The sequence below is a fragment of the Pseudoalteromonas prydzensis genome (genome assembly GCF_011050055.1).
GTDB lineage: Bacteria > Pseudomonadota > Gammaproteobacteria > Enterobacterales > Alteromonadaceae > Pseudoalteromonas > Pseudoalteromonas prydzensis_A.
On sequence record NZ_DRGM01000209.1, the window covers coordinates 1 to 18470 of the forward strand.

The following is an 18470-nucleotide window of genomic DNA, read 5'->3' on the forward strand; positions in this document are numbered from 1 at the left end:
AACAGCTAACACAGGTAAGTTAGCGATTTTGTACACATCATCAGGCACAGGCCAACGCATACTCGGGTTATGAATATTCACCTTAGTGACGGTTTGCTGCAAAATATGTGGGGTGATCCCCATTCGGCTAACTTACCTGTGTTAGCTGTTGAGCGTAGGGCAAAATATTTGCTACTGGAGTGTGTGCTGGGCAGTGTCATTTTACATTTGGGGATGTCGGGTAATTTACGGGTTGTTGATAAAGACGAACCATTAAAAAAACATGATCATATCGAATTTATATTTGCCAACGGTAAAGCTCTGAGACTAAATGATCCACGCCGGTTTGGCTGTTGTTTATGGCAAGCTCCTGGGGAGTGTCATAGTTTATTGAGTAAGTTGGGCCCTGAACCGCTTACTGATGAATTTACTGCGAAGCGAGTATACGAGCAGTCGCGCAACAAAAAGGTGCCGGTTAAACAATTTATTATGGATAACGCCGTGGTGGTTGGGGTGGGTAATATTTACGCCAATGAATCCCTTTTTAAAGCCGGTATTCATCCAAAGCGCGAAGCTGGTAAAGTATCGCTTGCGCGTTATCAGCAATTAGTGCCAATTATTAAAGAGACACTCGCTGCGGCTATCACCCAGGGTGGTACAACGCTAAAGGATTTTGCACAAAGTGACGGCAAGCCAGGCTACTTTGCTCAACAACTTTTAGTGTACGGCCGCAAAGGTGAGCCGTGTATAGGTTGCAAAAAGCTATTAACTGAAATTCGTTTAGGGCAACGCAGTACGGTGTTTTGTAGTCAGTGCCAAAAATAATCTAAGGCATGTTGAGCTTGCATTTGCAGCTATAAGCTCAACACATCTGATTTACAGCTCAAATGGTGCGACACCGACGGCTGTCATTTTATAACCCACTTGGGCTATGTCACCGCTCCAAGTTTCGGTGCTGATAATACCTGTAACGACGATGGCATCGTATAGGCTTTCAATTGGTACGCCGCCTTTAATCGTCACGTGAACAATTTGATTTGGTGGCGGTGGCGGCACATGGATACAAGCACCAAAGTACGGCACCAGTAAAAACTCAGTGATCACTTCGCTGTCACCTTCAAGTGGTACAACAAACCCCGGTAAACTGACTGATTGCTCATTTAGCTCTTTAACAACTGGGGCATCTAAATCTGGTTGCACCCAGTTTTGTTCTGTTCCTTCATGGCTGGCTTGATCTTGGGTGTCTATTTGCACATGCCCTTTAGGGATTAAATCTTCCCAAAAAATTTCTTTGGGTTCGTTGGCAAAACTACTAAAGCTCAAAACAAAACTAAAAATAACTAAGCAAACTACAGTGAGTTTTTGAAAGTACTGCATGGTGTTCCTCTTAAATTTTAATGCTCATGCCATCAGACAGTGAGTAAAAATAGGCGCGGGTAGCTGGTATTAAACCAACGATAAAACCGGCCGCCATAATAGCGCCGATCAGCATCAGTTCATAGCTTGATAGCATTGCTATAGTGATTGTGATCCCTGCATGACTTTGTAAATAGCCTGCTGCGAGAGACATGAGTAAATAAAATAACCCGCAACCAACTAGGCAACCCCAAAATGTTGTGAGTAATGATTCAATGCTGATCAAGGCGAACAGGTGCCAAGGTCTTGCACCGACTGAGCGTAAAATAGCTAATTCGCGACGACGCTGATTGAGGCTCGCTAATAAAGTAGTGAGCATGCCAAGTAGACTGACCAGTACCACCACCATAGAAAACAACAGTAAGATTTTTTCAACAATGGTGAGCATTTCCCACAACTCACGCAAAGTGACGCCTGGCATGATGGCAAGCAACGCTTCAGGTTTGTATTGATTAATGTTGCGCCTTACTTGCAGAGTATAAAGTGGTGAATCAAAACCAACTAAAAATGCGGTGATCTGTTTTGGTTCGCCAATTAAGTCATCATGCTGTTCATGTTCATGTTCATGTTCATGTTCATGGCTGGTGTGGTTAGTATTGTGGATTTGTTCAATGGCAGCTAAAGGAATATGCAAGGTTTTATCAACAGGTGTGCCTGTAGCGTTTAAAATGCCGACCACAGTAAAAGGGTTGTCATCATGATGGTGAAAACTGGTATTACCCATACCGTGAGAAATAACAATGCTATCGCCAAGGCTATAGCCTAAGTTCGCCGCGACTTGAGCACCTAGTACTACCTCATTTAAATGGCGGAAAGGGCGGCCTTGGCTAAAGCTAAGAGATTGTTTTTTAGCAAATTTATAATGCTGGAAATAGTCAGCGGAAGTACCAAGTACTGCTTGGCCTTTATGGCTATCTCCTAATGACAGCGGAATGGTCCATTTGACGCCGCGTTGCTGTTTTATATATTGATAGCTTTGCCAACTCACTGCGTTATTAGCGTGGCCAATACGAAACACAGACGATAATAGCAACTGTATATCGCCTGTGCGAGCGCCAACAATTAGATCAGTACCAGAAATAGTATTACTAAAACTACTTTTGGCATCAACCCGCACACGCTCAATACTTAATAGCAGCATGACACTGATAGCAATAGTGAATAGGGTTAAGAATGCACTAGCGCGGCGGTTATATAGGCTGCTTATAGCAAGTTTTATTAGGATCATGAAACTTGCTCCTGTAACGCGATTAAATCAATGTTACGGTTAAACAAGGGTTGTAAGCTTTCATCGTGACTTACAAAGACGAGGGTGCTGTTAGCGGCTTGAGCTTGCTCGAACAGTAGCGTAATAAATGCTTGGCGGTTACGTGTATCAAGGGCTGAGGTTGGTTCATCGGCGATGATAAGCTCAGGGCTGCCAATAAAAGCCCGTGCCGCCGCAACCCGTTGTTGTTGGCCTATGCTTAAGCTAGCCACATTTTGCTGGTGTAATTGCTCGTCTAAGCCAAGTGCATTTAATAGCCGTGCCGCTTCTTTGTTGAGAGTAATACTATTTACGAGTGCTTTTTTTTGCCGCTGTTTTGAAAATTGGCAACCTAATGTCACGTTTTCAATCGGCGATAAATAGGGCAATAAATTAAAGTTTTGAAAAATATAGCCAATATGATCAGCACGAAAAGCATCACGCTTACTGTTAGTTAGCTTGCTTAGTTCACAGCCAAAAATATTTAAACTACCCGATGTTGGCCGATTTATCCCCGCAAGCAATGATAAGAACGTGGACTTACCGCAGCCGCTGGGGCCATGTAAAAATACATGTTCACCCTTAGCAATCCCAAGGGATGCAATTGCTAAAGTGGGTTTGGCTTGTTGTTTTTGCCATTTAAAACTTAGCTGCTTTATATTAATCATCACATAAACTACTGCTGGATTTTGATGTTATCTTATAACGTACATAACAAAATACCAACTAAACTGCGTTAAATCACATAGTGCTTTAATTGTGATTTCCTTCGGTCTCGATTATTATTAGCGGCTTATAACCCCAATTCCATACCTGTGCCTGTAATGGGCATGCCATACACCCGGAGATAGCATGACTAGCTATAAAGTTTTAGACGTAAACGATGACTTACCAATACGCACTAAGGGCCCCGTTCACAGTGGCAAAGTACGTTCAGTTTATTGGTTAACAGACGAAGACAGCGCACGTTTGATCAGCGAAAAAGGCTATCAAGTACCTAAAGGTACTGAGCTGGCTATTATGGTAATTTCCGATCGTATCTCTGCCTTTGATTGTATTTGGCAAGGTGAAAATGGCCTAAATGGTGTACCAGGCAAAGGTATTGCGTTAAATACTGTTGCATCGCATTGGTTTAAGCTATTTGATCAAGCAGGTCTGGCGGGCAATCATATTGTTGATATTCCACATCCGTATGTATGGATTGTTCGTAAAGCCAGTACCGTAAAAGTAGAAGCAATTGCTCGTCAGTATATAACTGGCAGCATGTGGCGTGATTACAGCAAAGGCGTTCGTAATTTTTGTGGTTTAGAATTACCTGAAGGCTTAACCGCTAATCAGCAGTTAGATGATGTGTTAATTACGCCATCAACGAAAGGTATTATTACTGGCGTTGCAGATATTCCTGCTGTGGATGATGTAAATATTACTCGTGACAATATCACTAATAACTTAACTGTGTTTAACTTTAAGTCTGAAGATGATGTTACGCAATACGAAAAACTTCTTGTTGAAGGTTTTACCTTAATTAGCGCTGAGCTGGCTAAATTGGATCAAATCTTCGTCGATACAAAGTTTGAGTTTGGCTATGTAGAAGATATATCTGGTACAGATAAACTTATCTACATCGATGAAGTCGGTACGCCTGATTCATCGCGCATTTGGGATGGTGCTGCGTATCGTGATGGAAAAATTGTTGAGAACTCTAAAGAGGGGTTCCGCCAATTATTAATTAGTAATGTACCTGATAGCGATGTATTACTGAATAAAGACCGTATGCCTGAGCGAGAGCAACTTGCTAAAGATTACATACTGCCTGAATCAGTTATGTTATCAGTGTCAGAAACCTATGTTGGCATTGCCAGTAAAATAGTTGGCTACGATATCGCTATTCCAACAGATCCTCGCGCAGAGGTTATAACTATTTTGGATCAACAATATGGTTTGATTTCCAAGCTTTAGTCATTAGTTATTTGCTTGCTGTTGTTTAAAAGCCTTAAGTTTTCCTATTATTTAGTGTAACTGGGCTTTTATTCTTGCATTTGGAGTCAGTCTCTAATTAACTTAACCTAAGATTAATTAGCGATACTCATAGGTTAGTGTTCGCCCTACCGAGGATGACTAAATGAAGTTGCAAAAAATGGCAACCCAAAGCATTGTGACTCTTTTAACAATGGCGTGTTCATATGTAGCCTTTGCACAAGACGTTACGCTCAATATCGTTGATCAACATGGGCAGCCACTTAAAAATGCAGTAGTAGAACTTGTTAGTGAAGGTGGTAATAAGTCATCACAACAGTTACCAGTACTGATCATGGATCAAGTCGATAAGCAGTTTTCACCAACACTGTTAATTGCTCAGCAGGGGCAGCAGGTCAACTTTCCAAATAGCGATAATATTCGTCATCATGTGTACTCTTTTTCTCAGGCTAAACCATTTCAATTGAAACTTTATTCGGGACAACCAGAAAGCCCGATCACATTTGAGAATCAAGGGGTCGTAGTGCTTGGCTGTAATATCCATGATTCTATGTTAGGGTATATTTATGTAGCTAAAAGTTCTCATGTTTATCAAAGTGATGAACTGGGAAATGTGCCGCTAAATGGGCTAACACTACCTGTAAAGCTAAGTCTTTGGCACTCATTACAAAAGAACACACTCGAAGAAAAACAGCCTTTAATGTTAGCTGTAAATGCACCTCATAGTTTACAAGTAACACTGCAAACAACTGAGCCTAAGCCACGCAATACTTTTGGTAGCAAGTTTAAGGGTGGGAATGACAAATAGTTTAAAAAATCGCATAACTATTTTATGTGTAGGCTTAGTGTTATTAACTACAGTTATGAGCTTATTTAGTTTCTGGTGGTCGACTAGTCAATTTAATGAAAAAAAGGTCACCCAAGATATTAATGTGGCTGAAAATGTCTATAAGCAGTACTTAGCGTCGAAAGAAAGTTTATTGCTCACAGCTGCAAAAGTATTGACTGCTGATTTTGGTTTTAAACAAGCGGTTGCCACTAAGGATGCAAATACGATTAGTAGCGCATTGTATAATCATAGTCAGCGAATTAATGCTGATTTAATGTTGTTATTGGACTTATCAGGTAAGTTGGTATCAACTAATCGACAACAAGACTTTGATAATAATTTACAAGCGTTAATGAGTGAGTTGCTCAACAATACCGAGCAATCTAGCTTTGTTGTGCTAAATAATGAGCTATATCAGGTTATTTTATTACCTATTAAAGCCCCACGTACTATCGCGCACAGTTTAGTCGGCTTTAAAATTGATGATGAGGTTGCGGTTGAGCTAAAAAACTTAACCGGTATGGATGTAAGCTTTATTGCTAACAGCGATAATTTGGTTAAAAGCTCTTTGTTAGAGCGCCCGACGCCGTTTATTCCGACTGAATATTTTCATAAAACAACCACGCAACGAATTTTTGGTGAACAACTGGTATATCGCAATCGCGATGTACACCTACCTTCCCTTGACGATCATCCCGTTAATGTATTACTGAGTGCTGATCTAACACAAAGTTACAGTGAATTTGAGCGGCTGTTTTACACGTTAGTCATTCTCGCGTCTTTAACGATTTTTATCGGTGTTATTACCAGTAGTTTATTGGCCAAAAACTTAACCATGCCATTATCACAATTAGTGACTTTAGCGCGGCAGTTTGCCCGAGGAAACTACAGTGTTGACGCGATGAGCAAAAAGCAAAGCAATGAAATAGCTACATTGATAGATGCTTTTAAAAACATGGGTAATGATATTAAAGAGCGTGAACAACAAATTAGCTTTGCAGCAAAACATGACTCTTTAACTGGCTTTTATAATCGTTCTGCAATGCTGGAAGTGTTGAATGAAAACCTTAAAAAAACCCAAGAATACACTTTAGTGGCAATCGATATTCGTGGTCTTAGGCATATTAACGATAAGCTAGGGCCTCGTATTGGTGATGATTGCTTAAAAGCTGTGGCGTTACGGATTGCTGAGTTTTCAGATGAGTTTGGCGGTTTACATGCGCGTATTGGTGGTGATGAATTTTTAACCGTTTTCCCCAGTGGTGCGGGGCGCAATCTTAAAAGTGGTATTGTTGGGTTAATGGCGCAGTTACAAGCGAGTTATACTATTCAAAAGCTTAAAATCAACCTACGCTTTAGTGCTGGTGTAGTGGAGTATCCTTCACAAGGCTTGCAAGCGGATGATTTAATGCGTCGCGTTTTAATTGCTGTGGATAGCGCCGCAAGTGCCCATGAAAATATTCATTATTATCTGCCTGGTGAGGACGAGGCTCATCTTGATAGACTCATTATGATCGATGAGCTCAAACAAGCGATTCATGATGATGATGGTCAATTATTTATGACCTATCAGCCTAAACTACATATTGCCACACAACAAATCAATAAAGTGGAATCGCTTATTCGTTGGCAACGCAAGGATGGTAGCTGGGTATCGCCAGAGCTATTTATTGATTTAGCAGAGCAATCTGGCTTAATTGTTGAGTTAACTGGATGGGTTGTTAAAACGGTAATAGCGCAGGTCGGGCTTTGGCAACAGCAAGGTATTTATATGCAAGCTGCTATTAATGTTTCAGCTCAAGATATCGCTTACCCAGAGTTTCATGCAAATTTAATACGCACTTTAAAACAGTTTTCGGTTGCCCCTGCGCTTATTACTATTGAATTAACCGAACGCGATATGATTGAAAATGAAGAAAAAGGGATCCTAGCACTGGAAAACCTTAAAGCTATTGGCGTAAAAATTTCGCTGGATGATTATGGGGTTGGGCAAACATCCTTGGGTCGTTTAAAAATGCTACCGATTGATGAGCTGAAACTCGATAAATGCTTTATTTTAAAACTAGATGAATCTGAAAAAGATCAATTTATTGTTGAATCAACGATCACCTTAGGCCATCAGCTAGGCTTCTCTGTGGTAGCAGAAGGGGTTGAAACATTGGCTTCGCTTGAGTTGCTACAAAAAATGCAGTGTGATCATGTGCAAGGTTACTACTTAAGTCGGCCACTCAAAGCGGATGTGTTTGAACAATGGCTGGAGCAGTATAATGAACAAGTTTAAATTATTATTGTTAACTGTTATCGCATTACCTGCTTTTGATACCTTTGCATCAAAAGGTAAGCTATTAGCAACACCTGGGGTGTCGCAAGTAGAAGGCAGTGGTGGCGGTGGTATCGTGCCTTGGGCACAGCTTGCCGGTTATGCTAGCGAAGATGAGTTTTCTATTAATGGCTTTTGTAGTCGTGCCAATGTTACTGATTACAGCTTAGATGTATGCGGTGCCCAAGTTAACTTATTTAATCGGGTTGAACTCAGTTATGCACAGCAAAACTTTGCTGTGCCAGCACTTGATACGGAAATAGAGCAAGCAATCAGCGGTGTTAAGGTGAGGCTCTATGGTGATATTGTGTACAGTGACTGGCCACAGCTAACACTCGGTGCACAGCATAAGTCTCTTGATGATGGCACTGTTGCTACGTTTGTGGGCGCTGAAGATACCTCTGGTACTGATATTTATCTAGCCGCGAGTAAGTTACATTTAGGGGCCGTTGCCGGTTATAACTGGTTCTGGAATATAACCACGCGGTATAGTGAAGCAAATCAGCTCGGCTTACTCGGCTACGGTGGCGCTAATAGTAGTGAAGCGCTGTTATTTGAGGCCAGCACGGCTATTTTCTTAACTCGAGAAATTGCCGTTGGTATAGAATATCGACAAAAATCAAATAATCTCGGGTTGGGTGAGCAAGATTGGCAAGATGTGTTTGTTGCTTGGGTGCCAAATAAATATATAAGTATCACCGCCGCATACCTTGATCTAGGCCGCATTGCAGGTGCTGAAGATCAAACTGGTTGGTACTTATCGGCAACAGGGTATTGGTAATGTTCAAATTTATAACAATAATAATTTTTACTATGGTACTAAGTGCTTGTTCGAATATAGCTAATTTAACCTTGTACCAGCAGCTCGATGGTCAAGCTGGGCTCGAAAGGTTAGTCGACAGTTTTATTAATCAAATCGGTAATGATGAACAGATTATTCACTACTTTGAACATGCCAATATTAGCCATTTCCGCGAGGGCTTTATCAATCACCTGTGTGTGCTAACTGATGGTCCTTGTAAATACACGCGCGATAGTATGGTTGAGATCCACACTGGCATGAATATCAGCGAAGCTGACTTTAACCAGGTAGTCGATTTACTAATCAATGCAATGAATGAACAAAATATTGAGCATCCAGTACAAAATAAAATACTCGCGAAAATGGCACCGTTGAGATCTGAGATAATTAAGATTTAGCAAACAAATGCCACCAATTGATGCTCAACGGAAGGTGGCTTGGGTATATAACATAGCTAATTTTTAAATATTTAATGGCTTTTATCGGCCGTTATTTTTTTTAGGTCCGCAGTTGTTTCTCTTCGCTGCAAATAGATGCGAATTCTATGTTTTAAATTTCTTAAAAATGTACTGCGATTAGAATGGGTGCCTGTATTGGCATTTACAATCTCACTTTCAAAGTTTCTGTCTTCTGCTAGAGGGTATGGTTTGATGCCTACTACCTGTAGCCCAACTTCACCATGAAATTGTATATCTACATCAACAGGGCGGTAAAATGGCTTGCGAGTTAACAGCTTTTTCGCACCTTCTAAACTTATGATGTAGCCTTGTGTGCCATTAGGGGTTTTTTTATAATTACCTAAAGTTAAGCCGTCTTGCAGTGTAGCCGTATCGATGAATGGAAAATCACGGTTATCTGAGAGTTTAATTAAATCCCAGTGTTGTAACTCGAGGGCAGCCGTTATGACATTGTTTAAATGGGGCTGGATAAATAAGTCATCTTCTAGTACCACGCAAACGGAGATATTTTCGTCGACCATTTTTTGCCAAATACGCATATGGCTAACATAGCAGCCAATCTCACCTAGTGTTAAGTCACGATGATAGTGTTTTTTATTGTTACTTGGACAATACCAAGTTTGCAGTTCAGTTTCGTTAAGTTGTTTTCCTACTGTTGCGTTAAAACGTTCAGCTTCCATGCCTATATTGTTTAATCGTGTTTGAGTTGTATACCAGCGCTCTTCACAGCCTTGCATATTAATAATATAAAGTGGAATAGACATAATTTTGAAGTTATAAAAAATTACAGTAAGAATATCCTAACATTTAAATTGGTTTTCGGGATAATAAAATTGTTTTGTTAACTAAATGAGTTGCTTTTATGTTAGGTCCCTAGTTTACATCTTTGCTTTAGCGAATAGGTCGAATCGAAAATAGGGCTAGTGTTTTCAAACCGCACGCTGGTAAAATGGATCGCTTATCTGTTGGGCAAATTGCTAACTATTTAGAGGAAAATAAATGAAACGAGTAATAACTTTTGGAACGTTTGATATTTTCCATGTTGGCCACATCAATATTTTAGAGCGTGCCAAAGCTTTAGGTGATTACCTGATTGTCGGCGTGTCTTCAGATGCGCTTAATATGTCAAAAAAAGGCCGCAATCCAGTCTACAGTGAAGCCGATAGAGTCAGAATTATCAGTTCATTACGTTGTGTTGATGAGGTGTTTATTGAGCACTCATTAGAGCTTAAAGGTGAATACATTACTGAACATAAAGCTCAACTATTGGTAATGGGTGATGACTGGGCTGGACGTTTTGATGAATTTAAAAGCTTGTGTGATGTGAAATACCTTACTCGCACCCCTTCAATTTCAACCACTGAAATTATTGAAGTGGTACGTAATCCATTATCTCAATAAGGATTTTAAGGTGGGTCTATCCAACCCACGATTTAATCACTTTAACTTCATATAGCTTAGTGCTTTACGGATTTTGTATCTGCGTAGTAGATTAAGTGGCTTTTGCATAACTCCCGCTTCAATAACGTGTGCGGTTGCAGCCAGTACGCGTTGAGCACTATTTCCATCAGTAAATGGATGTACTTGGGTTATATACTCATTAATTTTCAGTTGTTGCTCATCGCTCAAAGATAGCGCTTGTTCTAAAGCGTTAATTAATTGCTCCGGTTTGGTGATATTTATTAAAGCATCTTGTGGTTGAGCGTTATTAAAAGTGATCACCGGTTTGCCTAATAATAATGATTCATCAACGGCACTAGATGTATCTGAAATAACCACGTCCGCGTGTTGAATTAAAGGCATTAAATTATCACTTTGGCAAATTTCAAAATGTTCTAATTCTGTAAGTGGTTGATATAATTGCTGCCACTGCTGTTTAGTTTTTGGGTGAAACTTCAGTTTAATAGCGTAGTCACCACTGCTTGCAAGTGTTTTTATTTGCTCAAATAAGATTTCTAGCGAAGATAAATTTGGCGAAAATGTTGGCGCATATAAAATAACGGGCTTTATATTTTGTTGTTTTTGGTAATCAAAATAAGGGTCGAGTTTTGGCCAGCCAGTTTCTATCACTCTAAAATAACCGTGTTTTTCTGCTAACCGTGTAAATGGTTCTGTTGTAAGAGGGCCATGAGTACAGTACAAATCAAAAAAACCTCGAATCGCAAAATGACCTTTTTTCTTATATTCTAAGCCATGAAACACTTGTACTTTTACGCCTGGGAAAAAATCAGGAACAACATTGCCAGGCACGAATACGGCACAAGGGTTAAAGTCTTTAACATCTTCAATAGTATGAAGTTGTTGCTCGCCCTCTAGCAGGCTGTTGGTAATACCGCTTTTTTTTGTAATAAACCAGCAAGCTTTATCCCCTCTCGCGTTGAGCGCAGCTTGAATAGGGCGTAAAATAGCAAAGCTATAGGGTTGTTCTACATAGAATAAATAATGTTTAGGCATGATAAGTCACTTTTCGACTTTAAATTGGTAATAAAATATATTTCGAAGGCATTGGTAAAGACTCTATTTACCAGAATTAGTTACCTATAATACAGTTTTATTATACTAAAACAAAATAATGTACTAATTAAGCTAACAAGCATTGTTGCTGGAGCGTTCATAAATTAGTCATGATGATGGCTTAATATTGCTACCTAAGGTGTTAAATAGGTGTAATATTACTATGCATTTCCTCTTTGTCTCTCGTCGTAATATACATGCTAGATATTATCAAAAGCTAATTGCTCAACTAAGCCTGAATGCAAGTTTGCATATTTTTGGTAAGCCAATACTCAGTGCATTAAAATATTTACCCGAGGCATTTAAAGTGTCCTTTGAGGGTATTATTGCAACCCAGTTAAAACGCAAACAAGCCAAACATGCTATTTGGCATAGCTACTTGTTAATATTAGCTTACTCCCTTTTGATAAACGTGGTTGAGCGTTGTCGTTATGCTAAATATTTAGCACTACTTACGCAGGAAAAGGCAACTCATTTAGTTATCTGGAATGGACATAAACTGCCTAACATTACAGTCGTGAAAGCAGCTGAAAAGCTAGGGATTAAAGTCATTTATTATGAGAATGGCTTGCTACCTAATACAACGTGTTTGGATCCCAACGGTGTTAACTATGCATCTTCAATTAAGCGCGAGAAACGTTTTTACCTTGATTTTGAATCATCGCAAACAGCACTATTTAAAACATCGGAGTTAACGGCTAGGGTCAATCATAAAAAACGCAAAGCATTTGTACAAAGCAAACTACCGGCTCGGTATATTTTTGTGCCGTTTCAGGTTCCCCATGATACGCAATTAGTTTGTTATTCGCCCTGGATTAATTCGATGGAAATGTTGTTTACAGAAGTAATGACCGCGGTAGAAAAATTAAATGATTCAGAGTTAAAAGTGGTATTTAAAGAACATCCCTCTTGGCATAAACACTATTCTCATTTATATAAAAAGCACCCTCAGGCAGTATTTGCTAACGGCAATGTGACGGCTGATTTAATAGCAAACGCACAGGGCGTGATCACGATTAATTCTACGGTCGGGTTAGAGGCGTTATTGTTAGGGCGCCGTGTTATTACATTAGGGCAGGCTTGTTATAACATCGATGAATTAGTTTTACATGCGCGCAATAGTGAGGAGTTAAGTGAACAGATATCGCAAATGAGTCAAGGTTGGCAATTCAATACTCAACTTAGAAATCAGTTTTTCAGTTATATAAAGCATGTTTACAGTGTTCAAGGAAGGTGGCAAGATTGCTCAAAAGAACATGCTGATGCTGTTGAAAAACGTTTATTAGGATTAGATGTTTTTTCTCAGCAAATTAATGAAGTAAAGGATAACAATGAAAAACATCGTAACTTGCCAGTGGTTGAACGAGCACTTAAACGACCCCAAACTGATTATTTTTGATGCCGGTATGGTGCGCCCAGGTAAGCTGGGAGAGTATAAACCGCAAGCTAAGTTACCTAATGCATTACGTTTTGACTTTAAAAAGCAATTAGCCGATCAAGACAATCCGCTGCCGCATAGCATGTGTAGTGCGGAGCAGTTTACTCAGCAGATGCAGTTAATGGGTGTTGATAAAGATTCCTTAGTTATCATTTACGAAGACCAAGGGTTATTTAGTGCCGCCAGAGGTTGGTGGATGTTTAAAGCTATGGGTTTTGATAATGTCAAAGTACTCAGTGGCGGCCTTGCGAAGTGGCAGTCGCTGGGTTATTTAACACAAATTGAATATAGCCGCCATCATCATAAAGGTAACTTTGTTGCCAAACCGCGAGTTGGTTACTTTATTGATGCTGCTGCAGTCTTTCAGGGCATAGATGATGAGCACACCGTACTGCTTGATGCGCGGGGTTATCAGCGTTATTTAGGTGAAATGCCAGAGCCGAGAGCTGGGATGCGCAGCGGCCATATTCCTAATAGCCGTGCTTTGCCGTTTATTGAGCTATTGGATGATGGCGAAGCAAAACCATTAACCGTTATCAAAGCTGCATTTGACGCTGTACTTGGCGACCAAGCAAACTCTCAAACGAGCTTACAATTTAGCTGTGGCTCCGGCGTTACCGCCTGCATTTTGGCGTTATTTGCTGATGAATGTGGGTATGAAAATCTGCACGTTTACGACGGCTCATGGAGTGAGTGGGGCGGTCGTGATGAGTTACCTATCGAAACGGGTCCTTGTCCTGCGCGTTAAAACGCAAACCCATAGTGCTGCCAGTAATCAATGGCTTTGTTATTGAGAGGCTGGCGTACTTGTACTTTACTTGCCGTTGCAGATGGAGAATGTTGCTTATGAAAATCCAGGCACTGAGCTTGCCAAGGCAAATCACAAAAATCATAGAGCTGTTGCGTGCTTAGCAGCGGCTCTGAAACAAGTGTTTCGTATTGCATGATCATCACATTATTTGGATATTTAGCTGCAAAGTGATTGATCAGCTTACAGTAATCTTGATAGAAGTGGTCTATATCTGGCAGGTTATAACTGTAATGATGAAAAGCACTGGCTGGGCTATATAGTTGGCGATAATTGGCAATACAGCTGTCTTTTCGAGCGCGCTGCATACAAATAATTTTAGCACTTGGGAACGCCGTTAGAATAAAATCGATATAATAAAAATTGAATGGTTGTTTGTCGCAGCTGCGTAGCTGCGGTGCTACTAGTTGATTAATTCGCTGTTTATACTGGCTCAACTGCGCGATTAACTGAGCATTTTTGTATGCATTATTGAGTACGTCGCTATTTAATACCTGAGCATTAGCACCTTGGCAGAGCTGGGCAATATCATTAAGTTCACCCACACCTTGCACCGTTGTTGCTTGATTTATTATTTTTTCTAGCAAGGTTGTGCCTGAGCGCGGCATACCAACAATAAATAGCGGAGCAAAATCGCTGCGGCTTATGTCTGGCTTATAATCGTGGCTTAATGCGATAAGCTGTTGGCAAAATTCACTATGTGCCTGCGCATTGTATTTAACATGCAAACAAATAGGCTGCTTACTAGCACTAAAGTGCGCAAAAGCTTGCTTATAATCAGCGCAGTGTTCGTAATTGAGTGCAATCGCATGGTGCAAAAATTGTTGCTGCATCGGCGTTTTAGCGTATTTGGTTAACTCTAAAAGCTGTGGTAAATGTGCTTTAGCTTGCTTAACATCGTTAAGTTCGGCTAACGAGTAGTGAGCTTGAAAATGCTGCGGGTGCTGTTTAATAAGTGTTTGTAGTAGCAGTATAGCATCACTAAATTGCCCCATTATTTTATAGGCCACTGCTAAGTTATAACTGATCTGCGGGTTTGTAGGGGCATGTTGGTGAGCACGTAATTGCCACTCTAGCGCGAGTTGATAATGTCCTAGGCGAGTTAATACATTAGCAATTACATCGCATTCAATCGCTTCATACTGTAGGTATTTTATTGCTTCAGTTATATGTTGCTGCGCATCTAACAACTGCCCATTGAGTACGGCGAGTTTGGCTGAGTGAGCAAAATATAAAGGTAGAGGTACAATACTAATCGCTTTGCTTAAGAGTTTATTTGCTTTGCTAATATCGTTTGCTGCAACATTTACTTGCGCGAGTAAAAAATAACTAAAGTGATCATCTGAGGCGCGTTTGATATTACTGACCAGTAATAAATGCGCGTCGTTAAGCTTGCCATGATTAATAGCAAGTTCAATTTGTTGTTGCAGGTGTTTTTGTGTCGATGTCAGCATGGCTATAAGCATAAAAGCCTTGGCGTAAAACGCCAAGGCTTTTTATAAACTCATATTGTTTACAGTTCAAAGTTATAGGTAAACTTCATACCGATAGTGCGCGGTGTAGTGGTGTAGTGACCATACACACGTTGCAGCTCAGGCAGTTCTTTATTGAGCTCTTCATATTTAGCCATACCTGCCCATGATTTATCGCGGCGTACCGAGGTAAAGGCGTACTTATCGAATAAGTTATCAACGTAAATGGTTGCCGACCACATATCACCGGTTAGCTTGGCTGATAAATTACTCAATGCATAGCCTGCAAGTGTTTCACCATCGGCTTTTAAGCCAACTTTAGTGATCACATCACTTTGCGCGGTCATACCGTAGTTAATGCTCAGTAACTTATCATCGAGTACATCTTGCTCATAACGCAGGCCGAATGAAAACTGATGCTCAGGCGCGCCTGGTAAGCGGTCGCCGTCAGCACCATCGTAGTATGCTTGATACTGTGCATACGTTTCATCTAATTCACCAAATAGAATCGGTACATTTTCAGTTAGCTCAGCTTTGGCATAAGCGTAGGTAGCGTAAGCCGTCCAGTTATCGGCAATTATGGCGCGAGATGAAACTTCCACACCTTTTGAATTAGCTGAACCGGCGTTCGAAGTTATAAGCTCCTGACCATTAACTGTTGAAGAACCAACTTGCGCATCCTTCCAATCAACATTAAACAATGCCGCGTTAAAGTGTAAGCGGTTTTTAAACCAGCTCGATTTAAAACCAAGTTCATAGTTTACTGTGGTATCTGGTTTATAATCTTGCTCATTTGGCAATGTACAAATAACTTGTTGTTCAGGCAGCACATCTGGGCAAAGGGGAATGCCATTGTCACCGCCAATTCTGAAGCCTTCACTTACGGTAAAATAAGCAAGCACACCAGAATCAAAAGTGTAGTTTGCGTTAAACTTAAACAGGCTACCGCTATCATTGGTTTTTATATTCGAGAATTCAATTTTATCCAGCGATGAAATGTAGTTTTCATCTTCAACATAAAGTGGTGTGGCTGAACCAATATCAGATGAAATATCGTACTTATAAACTCTAGCACCAAGAGTCACCTCCAACTGCTCAGTAAAGCTATAACTGATCTCACCAAAGAGTGCCTTTTCTGTGGTATTAGTATTGCTGATCAAAATATACTCAAGGTCTTTTTCTATATTGGGAATATCCCCCCCAAAATCTGTATATCCGGGCGTGTATTCACGGTCGTCTGAGTCACTTTCCAGTTTGTTATAATAGGCGCCGACAATCCAGTTAAAATCGCTGTCTGTAGTTGAGACTAAACGAATTTCTTGGGTGAAATTATCGCGTTTAGAGGTGTCTCGTGTTTGCGCTACAAATGCTGGAAATTCAGCGTAGCCTGAATATATATCGTAAAGCAGGTCAGTTTGGTCACGTTGCCCTGATTGCTCATAGCTTGACCAACCAGAGGCAGATACTAATTCTGCAAAGCCTAGATCCGCTTTGATCTCTAAGCTTAATAAGTCGTTTTCTTCTTCACCTGGCTCAAGTATCCGCGCGGCATTTTCATACTGGCCAACCATCCCCTGTAGGCCGCTGCTGTCACTTAATGAATTATATTGCGATGTAGAGTTACCGCCATTTTCTTGTTTTTGATAAAAATAATTTAGCGTTGCATCGATAGCTTCGCTGGCTTGCCAACGCAGTGACACACGCCCTGTAGTAATTTGTTCATCATTTACGTCACTGACACTGCGTAAGTTAGCGTTGACATCTTGTGGGTTGGTAAAGTCCGGATTTGGGTTTGATACGCCTGGGTTTTGCACTACGTAGTTATAATCGATATAACCTGGGTTGGTGTAGTAATTGACGCTAGCACGGATTGCCAATACATCGTCAATTAACGGCGTATTAAATACTAAACCAAACTCACCGCCAGTGCCGTCACTTTCGTTTAAGCTAAACACATCACCAGTGACTTGCCCTTCGATAACATCAAGCTCTGGTTGTTTTAATAGGTAACGAATAGCACCACCTAATGTGCCCGCTCCGTACAATGTACCTTGTGGGCCAATCAATACTTCAACACGATCTACGTCTGTTAAACGTAAATCAATATTAAGTGGAATCTCACCCACGTAAGTGGCAACTGTGCCACCATCAGAAATACGATCTGAAGTATTGGTATTTAAGCCACGGACAATAATTGGTGAACCTTCACGGCCACCTTGATCAGAAATAGTTAAACCTGGCACCCAACGTGCCACATCTTCAAGATCAGCAATGTTTTGATCTTTGATCACATCCCCATCAAGGGCGGTGATGTTAAGTGGTGCCTCTTGCACTGAACCTGCTCGACGGGTCGCAGTTATCTGAATTGTTTCAATTGCTTTCTCGGTTATAACTTGCTGATCAGCTGCAACAGCATGATCAGCAGTAAAAAATTGGGCGGCTATTGCGCAAGCGATAATACTAGGCTTGAACTGTTTCATTGATTATCCTGTTTTTTGTTTATCTGGTTGTCGTTTGCTAATAAGAAAACATGTTATAAAAAGATAAACAAGATGACTGAAAGGGTACGAAAATTAATATGCAATTATATAGATAAAGTATTCATCAAAAAACGTTTTTTAGTGCGTTAAAGCGTTTTTATTGCATATAAATATTTGCATGAAATTTTTTCTCTTTATGGTTTTCTTGCTGTTTTGTGTTAATTGTTAATTTTGCGTGTTCTAAACGGGCAGTTTTTACAATTGTTTTTACAACATGTGCCACGCTTTAAAAAGAACCAACGAGAGAACACCATATAGCTCCCCTGCATTGTATAATCGAGGTTTTCTATTAGGGGATTATGGTTAGAAAAAGAGGCTGCAAAACTAAGCTGGTTTTTAAGTGGTTGTTGATAGAGGACATTTAGAAATTGATTGATTTTAGCCAAGGTACACTTTCGACATAAACAGCTGGTGGTTGTGCTATCAAGCGGTAAAATAGCAGGCAGCTCATTGCACCAACAGGCATTGATATCATCAACATTGCAGTTAAGAGTCGCTTGGCATTGCGAGCAGGCTAAAGTAGTCATTCGAGATACGTTTAATTTTTAATAATCCATAGAATAACAGATAACCAACTATGAACAGAGCACAAGCGTTAGCATAATTCGTCACTTTTGGTAAACACAAAGACGAGGCCATAAGTATCATCGTTTCATCAACGAGTGATGAGC

Annotated in this window: 17 protein-coding genes; 9 read left to right on the forward strand and 8 right to left on the reverse strand. The window is 40.3% G+C overall.

Translation table 11 applies throughout. From position 1 onward, the window contains the following. The first annotated feature begins 36 nt into the window (after positions 1–36). Positions 37–804: a bifunctional DNA-formamidopyrimidine glycosylase/DNA-(apurinic or apyrimidinic site) lyase gene (mutM, locus tag ENH88_RS21245; protein ID WP_414704875.1), complete on the forward strand. Its 768-nt coding sequence runs from the start codon at positions 37–39 to the stop codon at positions 802–804. 51 nt (positions 805–855) lie between these two features. On the opposite strand, the gene ENH88_RS21250 is transcribed toward mutM, so the two are convergent. Genes ENH88_RS21250 through ENH88_RS21260 form a run of 3 tightly spaced genes read right to left on the reverse strand, consistent with a single transcriptional unit; the run spans position 856 to position 3309 of the window. After that, on the reverse strand, positions 856–1356 hold the full coding sequence (locus tag ENH88_RS21250) for a DUF3299 domain-containing protein (protein ID WP_304185394.1): 501 nt from the start codon (positions 1354–1356) through the stop codon (positions 856–858). Between the two features lie 10 nt (positions 1357–1366). Next, the gene (locus ENH88_RS21255; RefSeq protein ID WP_304185397.1) at positions 1367–2623 is read right to left on the reverse strand and encodes an ABC transporter permease; all 1257 of its coding nucleotides are present in this window, start codon (positions 2621–2623) and stop codon (positions 1367–1369) included. Next, positions 2620–3309, reverse strand: coding sequence for an ABC transporter ATP-binding protein (locus ENH88_RS21260; protein WP_304185419.1), 690 nt, complete (start codon positions 3307–3309; stop codon positions 2620–2622). The genes ENH88_RS21255 and ENH88_RS21260 overlap by 4 nt, the downstream gene beginning before the upstream one ends. A 184-nt stretch (positions 3310–3493) precedes the next feature. Between ENH88_RS21260 and ENH88_RS21265 the strand changes: the two genes are divergently transcribed. The 5 genes from ENH88_RS21265 (at position 3494) to ENH88_RS21285 (ending at position 8967) form a co-directional block, all read left to right on the forward strand. After that, positions 3494–4600, forward strand: a complete 1107-nt coding sequence (locus ENH88_RS21265; RefSeq protein ID WP_304185399.1) for a phosphoribosylaminoimidazolesuccinocarboxamide synthase — start codon at positions 3494–3496, stop codon at positions 4598–4600. 163 nt (positions 4601–4763) lie between these two features. Next, positions 4764–5426 (forward strand): methylamine utilization protein, encoded by a 663-nt coding sequence (locus ENH88_RS21270; RefSeq protein ID WP_414704874.1) that lies wholly within the window; start codon positions 4764–4766, stop codon positions 5424–5426. Continuing rightward, the gene (locus ENH88_RS21275) at positions 5416–7728 is read left to right on the forward strand and encodes an EAL domain-containing protein (RefSeq protein WP_304185402.1); all 2313 of its coding nucleotides are present in this window, start codon (positions 5416–5418) and stop codon (positions 7726–7728) included. The genes ENH88_RS21270 and ENH88_RS21275 overlap by 11 nt, the downstream gene beginning before the upstream one ends. Continuing rightward, on the forward strand, positions 7715–8548 hold the full coding sequence (locus tag ENH88_RS21280; protein WP_304185403.1) for a DUF3034 family protein: 834 nt from the start codon (positions 7715–7717) through the stop codon (positions 8546–8548). The genes ENH88_RS21275 and ENH88_RS21280 overlap by 14 nt, the downstream gene beginning before the upstream one ends. Positions 8549–8580: 32 nt before the next feature. After that, the gene (locus tag ENH88_RS21285) at positions 8581–8967 is read left to right on the forward strand and encodes a group I truncated hemoglobin (protein WP_414704876.1); all 387 of its coding nucleotides are present in this window, start codon (positions 8581–8583) and stop codon (positions 8965–8967) included. Positions 8968–9038: 71 nt separating this feature from the next. Here ENH88_RS21285 and ENH88_RS21290 read toward each other — a convergent pair whose 3' ends face one another. Next, positions 9039–9791 carry a glycosyltransferase family 25 protein gene (locus ENH88_RS21290; RefSeq protein ID WP_304185405.1) on the reverse strand — a complete coding sequence of 251 codons (753 nt, stop codon included), beginning with the start codon at positions 9789–9791 and terminating at the stop codon, positions 9039–9041. Positions 9792–10026: 235 nt separating this feature from the next. Between ENH88_RS21290 and ENH88_RS21295 the strand changes: the two genes are divergently transcribed. Beyond that, positions 10027–10428, forward strand: coding sequence for an adenylyltransferase/cytidyltransferase family protein (locus ENH88_RS21295; protein WP_304185407.1), 402 nt, complete (start codon positions 10027–10029; stop codon positions 10426–10428). Between the two features lie 36 nt (positions 10429–10464). Here ENH88_RS21295 and ENH88_RS21300 read toward each other — a convergent pair whose 3' ends face one another. Then, positions 10465–11481 (reverse strand): CDP-glycerol glycerophosphotransferase family protein, encoded by a 1017-nt coding sequence (locus tag ENH88_RS21300; protein ID WP_304185408.1) that lies wholly within the window; start codon positions 11479–11481, stop codon positions 10465–10467. Between the two features lie 223 nt (positions 11482–11704). On the opposite strand from ENH88_RS21300, the gene ENH88_RS21305 reads away from it, so the two are divergent. Both ENH88_RS21305 and ENH88_RS21310 read left to right on the forward strand, forming a co-directional pair. Next, complete coding sequence (locus tag ENH88_RS21305; protein ID WP_304185410.1) at positions 11705–12940, forward strand: capsular biosynthesis protein; 1236 nt, start codon at positions 11705–11707, stop codon at positions 12938–12940. Beyond that, a complete protein-coding gene (locus tag ENH88_RS21310) occupies positions 12873–13727 on the forward strand; it encodes a sulfurtransferase (RefSeq protein WP_304185412.1) in 855 nt (284 codons plus the stop codon). Before ENH88_RS21305 ends, ENH88_RS21310 begins: the two co-directional genes overlap by 68 nt. On the opposite strand, the gene ENH88_RS21315 is transcribed toward ENH88_RS21310, so the two are convergent. The 3 genes from ENH88_RS21315 to ENH88_RS21325 form a co-directional block, all read right to left on the reverse strand. Next, positions 13724–15241 carry a tetratricopeptide repeat-containing sulfotransferase family protein gene (locus ENH88_RS21315; RefSeq protein ID WP_304185415.1) on the reverse strand — a complete coding sequence of 506 codons (1518 nt, stop codon included), beginning with the start codon at positions 15239–15241 and terminating at the stop codon, positions 13724–13726. The genes ENH88_RS21310 and ENH88_RS21315 overlap by 4 nt on opposite strands. 59 nt (positions 15242–15300) lie before the next feature. Further along, positions 15301–17739: a TonB-dependent receptor gene (locus ENH88_RS21320; protein ID WP_304185416.1), complete on the reverse strand. Its 2439-nt coding sequence runs from the start codon at positions 17737–17739 to the stop codon at positions 15301–15303. A gap of 218 nt (positions 17740–17957) precedes the next feature. After that, positions 17958–18326: a DUF5522 domain-containing protein gene (locus tag ENH88_RS21325; RefSeq protein WP_304185418.1), complete on the reverse strand. Its 369-nt coding sequence runs from the start codon at positions 18324–18326 to the stop codon at positions 17958–17960. Between the last annotated feature and the right edge of the window lie 144 nt (positions 18327–18470).

Excerpts from the sequence above, each read along its gene's own strand:
- ENH88_RS21320 (WP_304185416.1), bottom strand. The coding sequence starts at position 17,739 with ATGAAACAGTTCAAGCCTAGTATTATCGCTTGCGCAATAGCCGCCCAA.
- ENH88_RS21315 (WP_304185415.1), bottom strand. The coding sequence starts at position 15,241 with ATGCTGACATCGACACAAAAACACCTGCAACAACAAATTGAACTTGCT.
- ENH88_RS21250 (WP_304185394.1), bottom strand. The coding sequence starts at position 1,356 with ATGCAGTACTTTCAAAAACTCACTGTAGTTTGCTTAGTTATTTTTAGT.
- ENH88_RS21310 (WP_304185412.1), top strand. The coding sequence starts at position 12,873 with ATGAAAAACATCGTAACTTGCCAGTGGTTGAACGAGCACTTAAACGAC.
- ENH88_RS21270 (WP_414704874.1), top strand. The coding sequence starts at position 4,764 with ATGAAGTTGCAAAAAATGGCAACCCAAAGCATTGTGACTCTTTTAACA.
- ENH88_RS21280 (WP_304185403.1), top strand. The coding sequence starts at position 7,715 with ATGAACAAGTTTAAATTATTATTGTTAACTGTTATCGCATTACCTGCT.
- ENH88_RS21300 (WP_304185408.1), bottom strand. The coding sequence starts at position 11,481 with ATGCCTAAACATTATTTATTCTATGTAGAACAACCCTATAGCTTTGCT.
- ENH88_RS21260 (WP_304185419.1), bottom strand. The coding sequence starts at position 3,309 with ATGATTAATATAAAGCAGCTAAGTTTTAAATGGCAAAAACAACAAGCC.
- ENH88_RS21265 (WP_304185399.1), top strand. The coding sequence starts at position 3,494 with ATGACTAGCTATAAAGTTTTAGACGTAAACGATGACTTACCAATACGC.
- ENH88_RS21275 (WP_304185402.1), top strand. The coding sequence starts at position 5,416 with ATGACAAATAGTTTAAAAAATCGCATAACTATTTTATGTGTAGGCTTA.
- ENH88_RS21295 (WP_304185407.1), top strand. The coding sequence starts at position 10,027 with ATGAAACGAGTAATAACTTTTGGAACGTTTGATATTTTCCATGTTGGC.
- ENH88_RS21305 (WP_304185410.1), top strand. The coding sequence starts at position 11,705 with ATGCATTTCCTCTTTGTCTCTCGTCGTAATATACATGCTAGATATTAT.
- ENH88_RS21290 (WP_304185405.1), bottom strand. The coding sequence starts at position 9,791 with ATGTCTATTCCACTTTATATTATTAATATGCAAGGCTGTGAAGAGCGC.
- ENH88_RS21255 (WP_304185397.1), bottom strand. The coding sequence starts at position 2,623 with ATGATCCTAATAAAACTTGCTATAAGCAGCCTATATAACCGCCGCGCT.
- ENH88_RS21325 (WP_304185418.1), bottom strand. The coding sequence starts at position 18,326 with ATGACTACTTTAGCCTGCTCGCAATGCCAAGCGACTCTTAACTGCAAT.
- ENH88_RS21285 (WP_414704876.1), top strand. The coding sequence starts at position 8,581 with ATGGTACTAAGTGCTTGTTCGAATATAGCTAATTTAACCTTGTACCAG.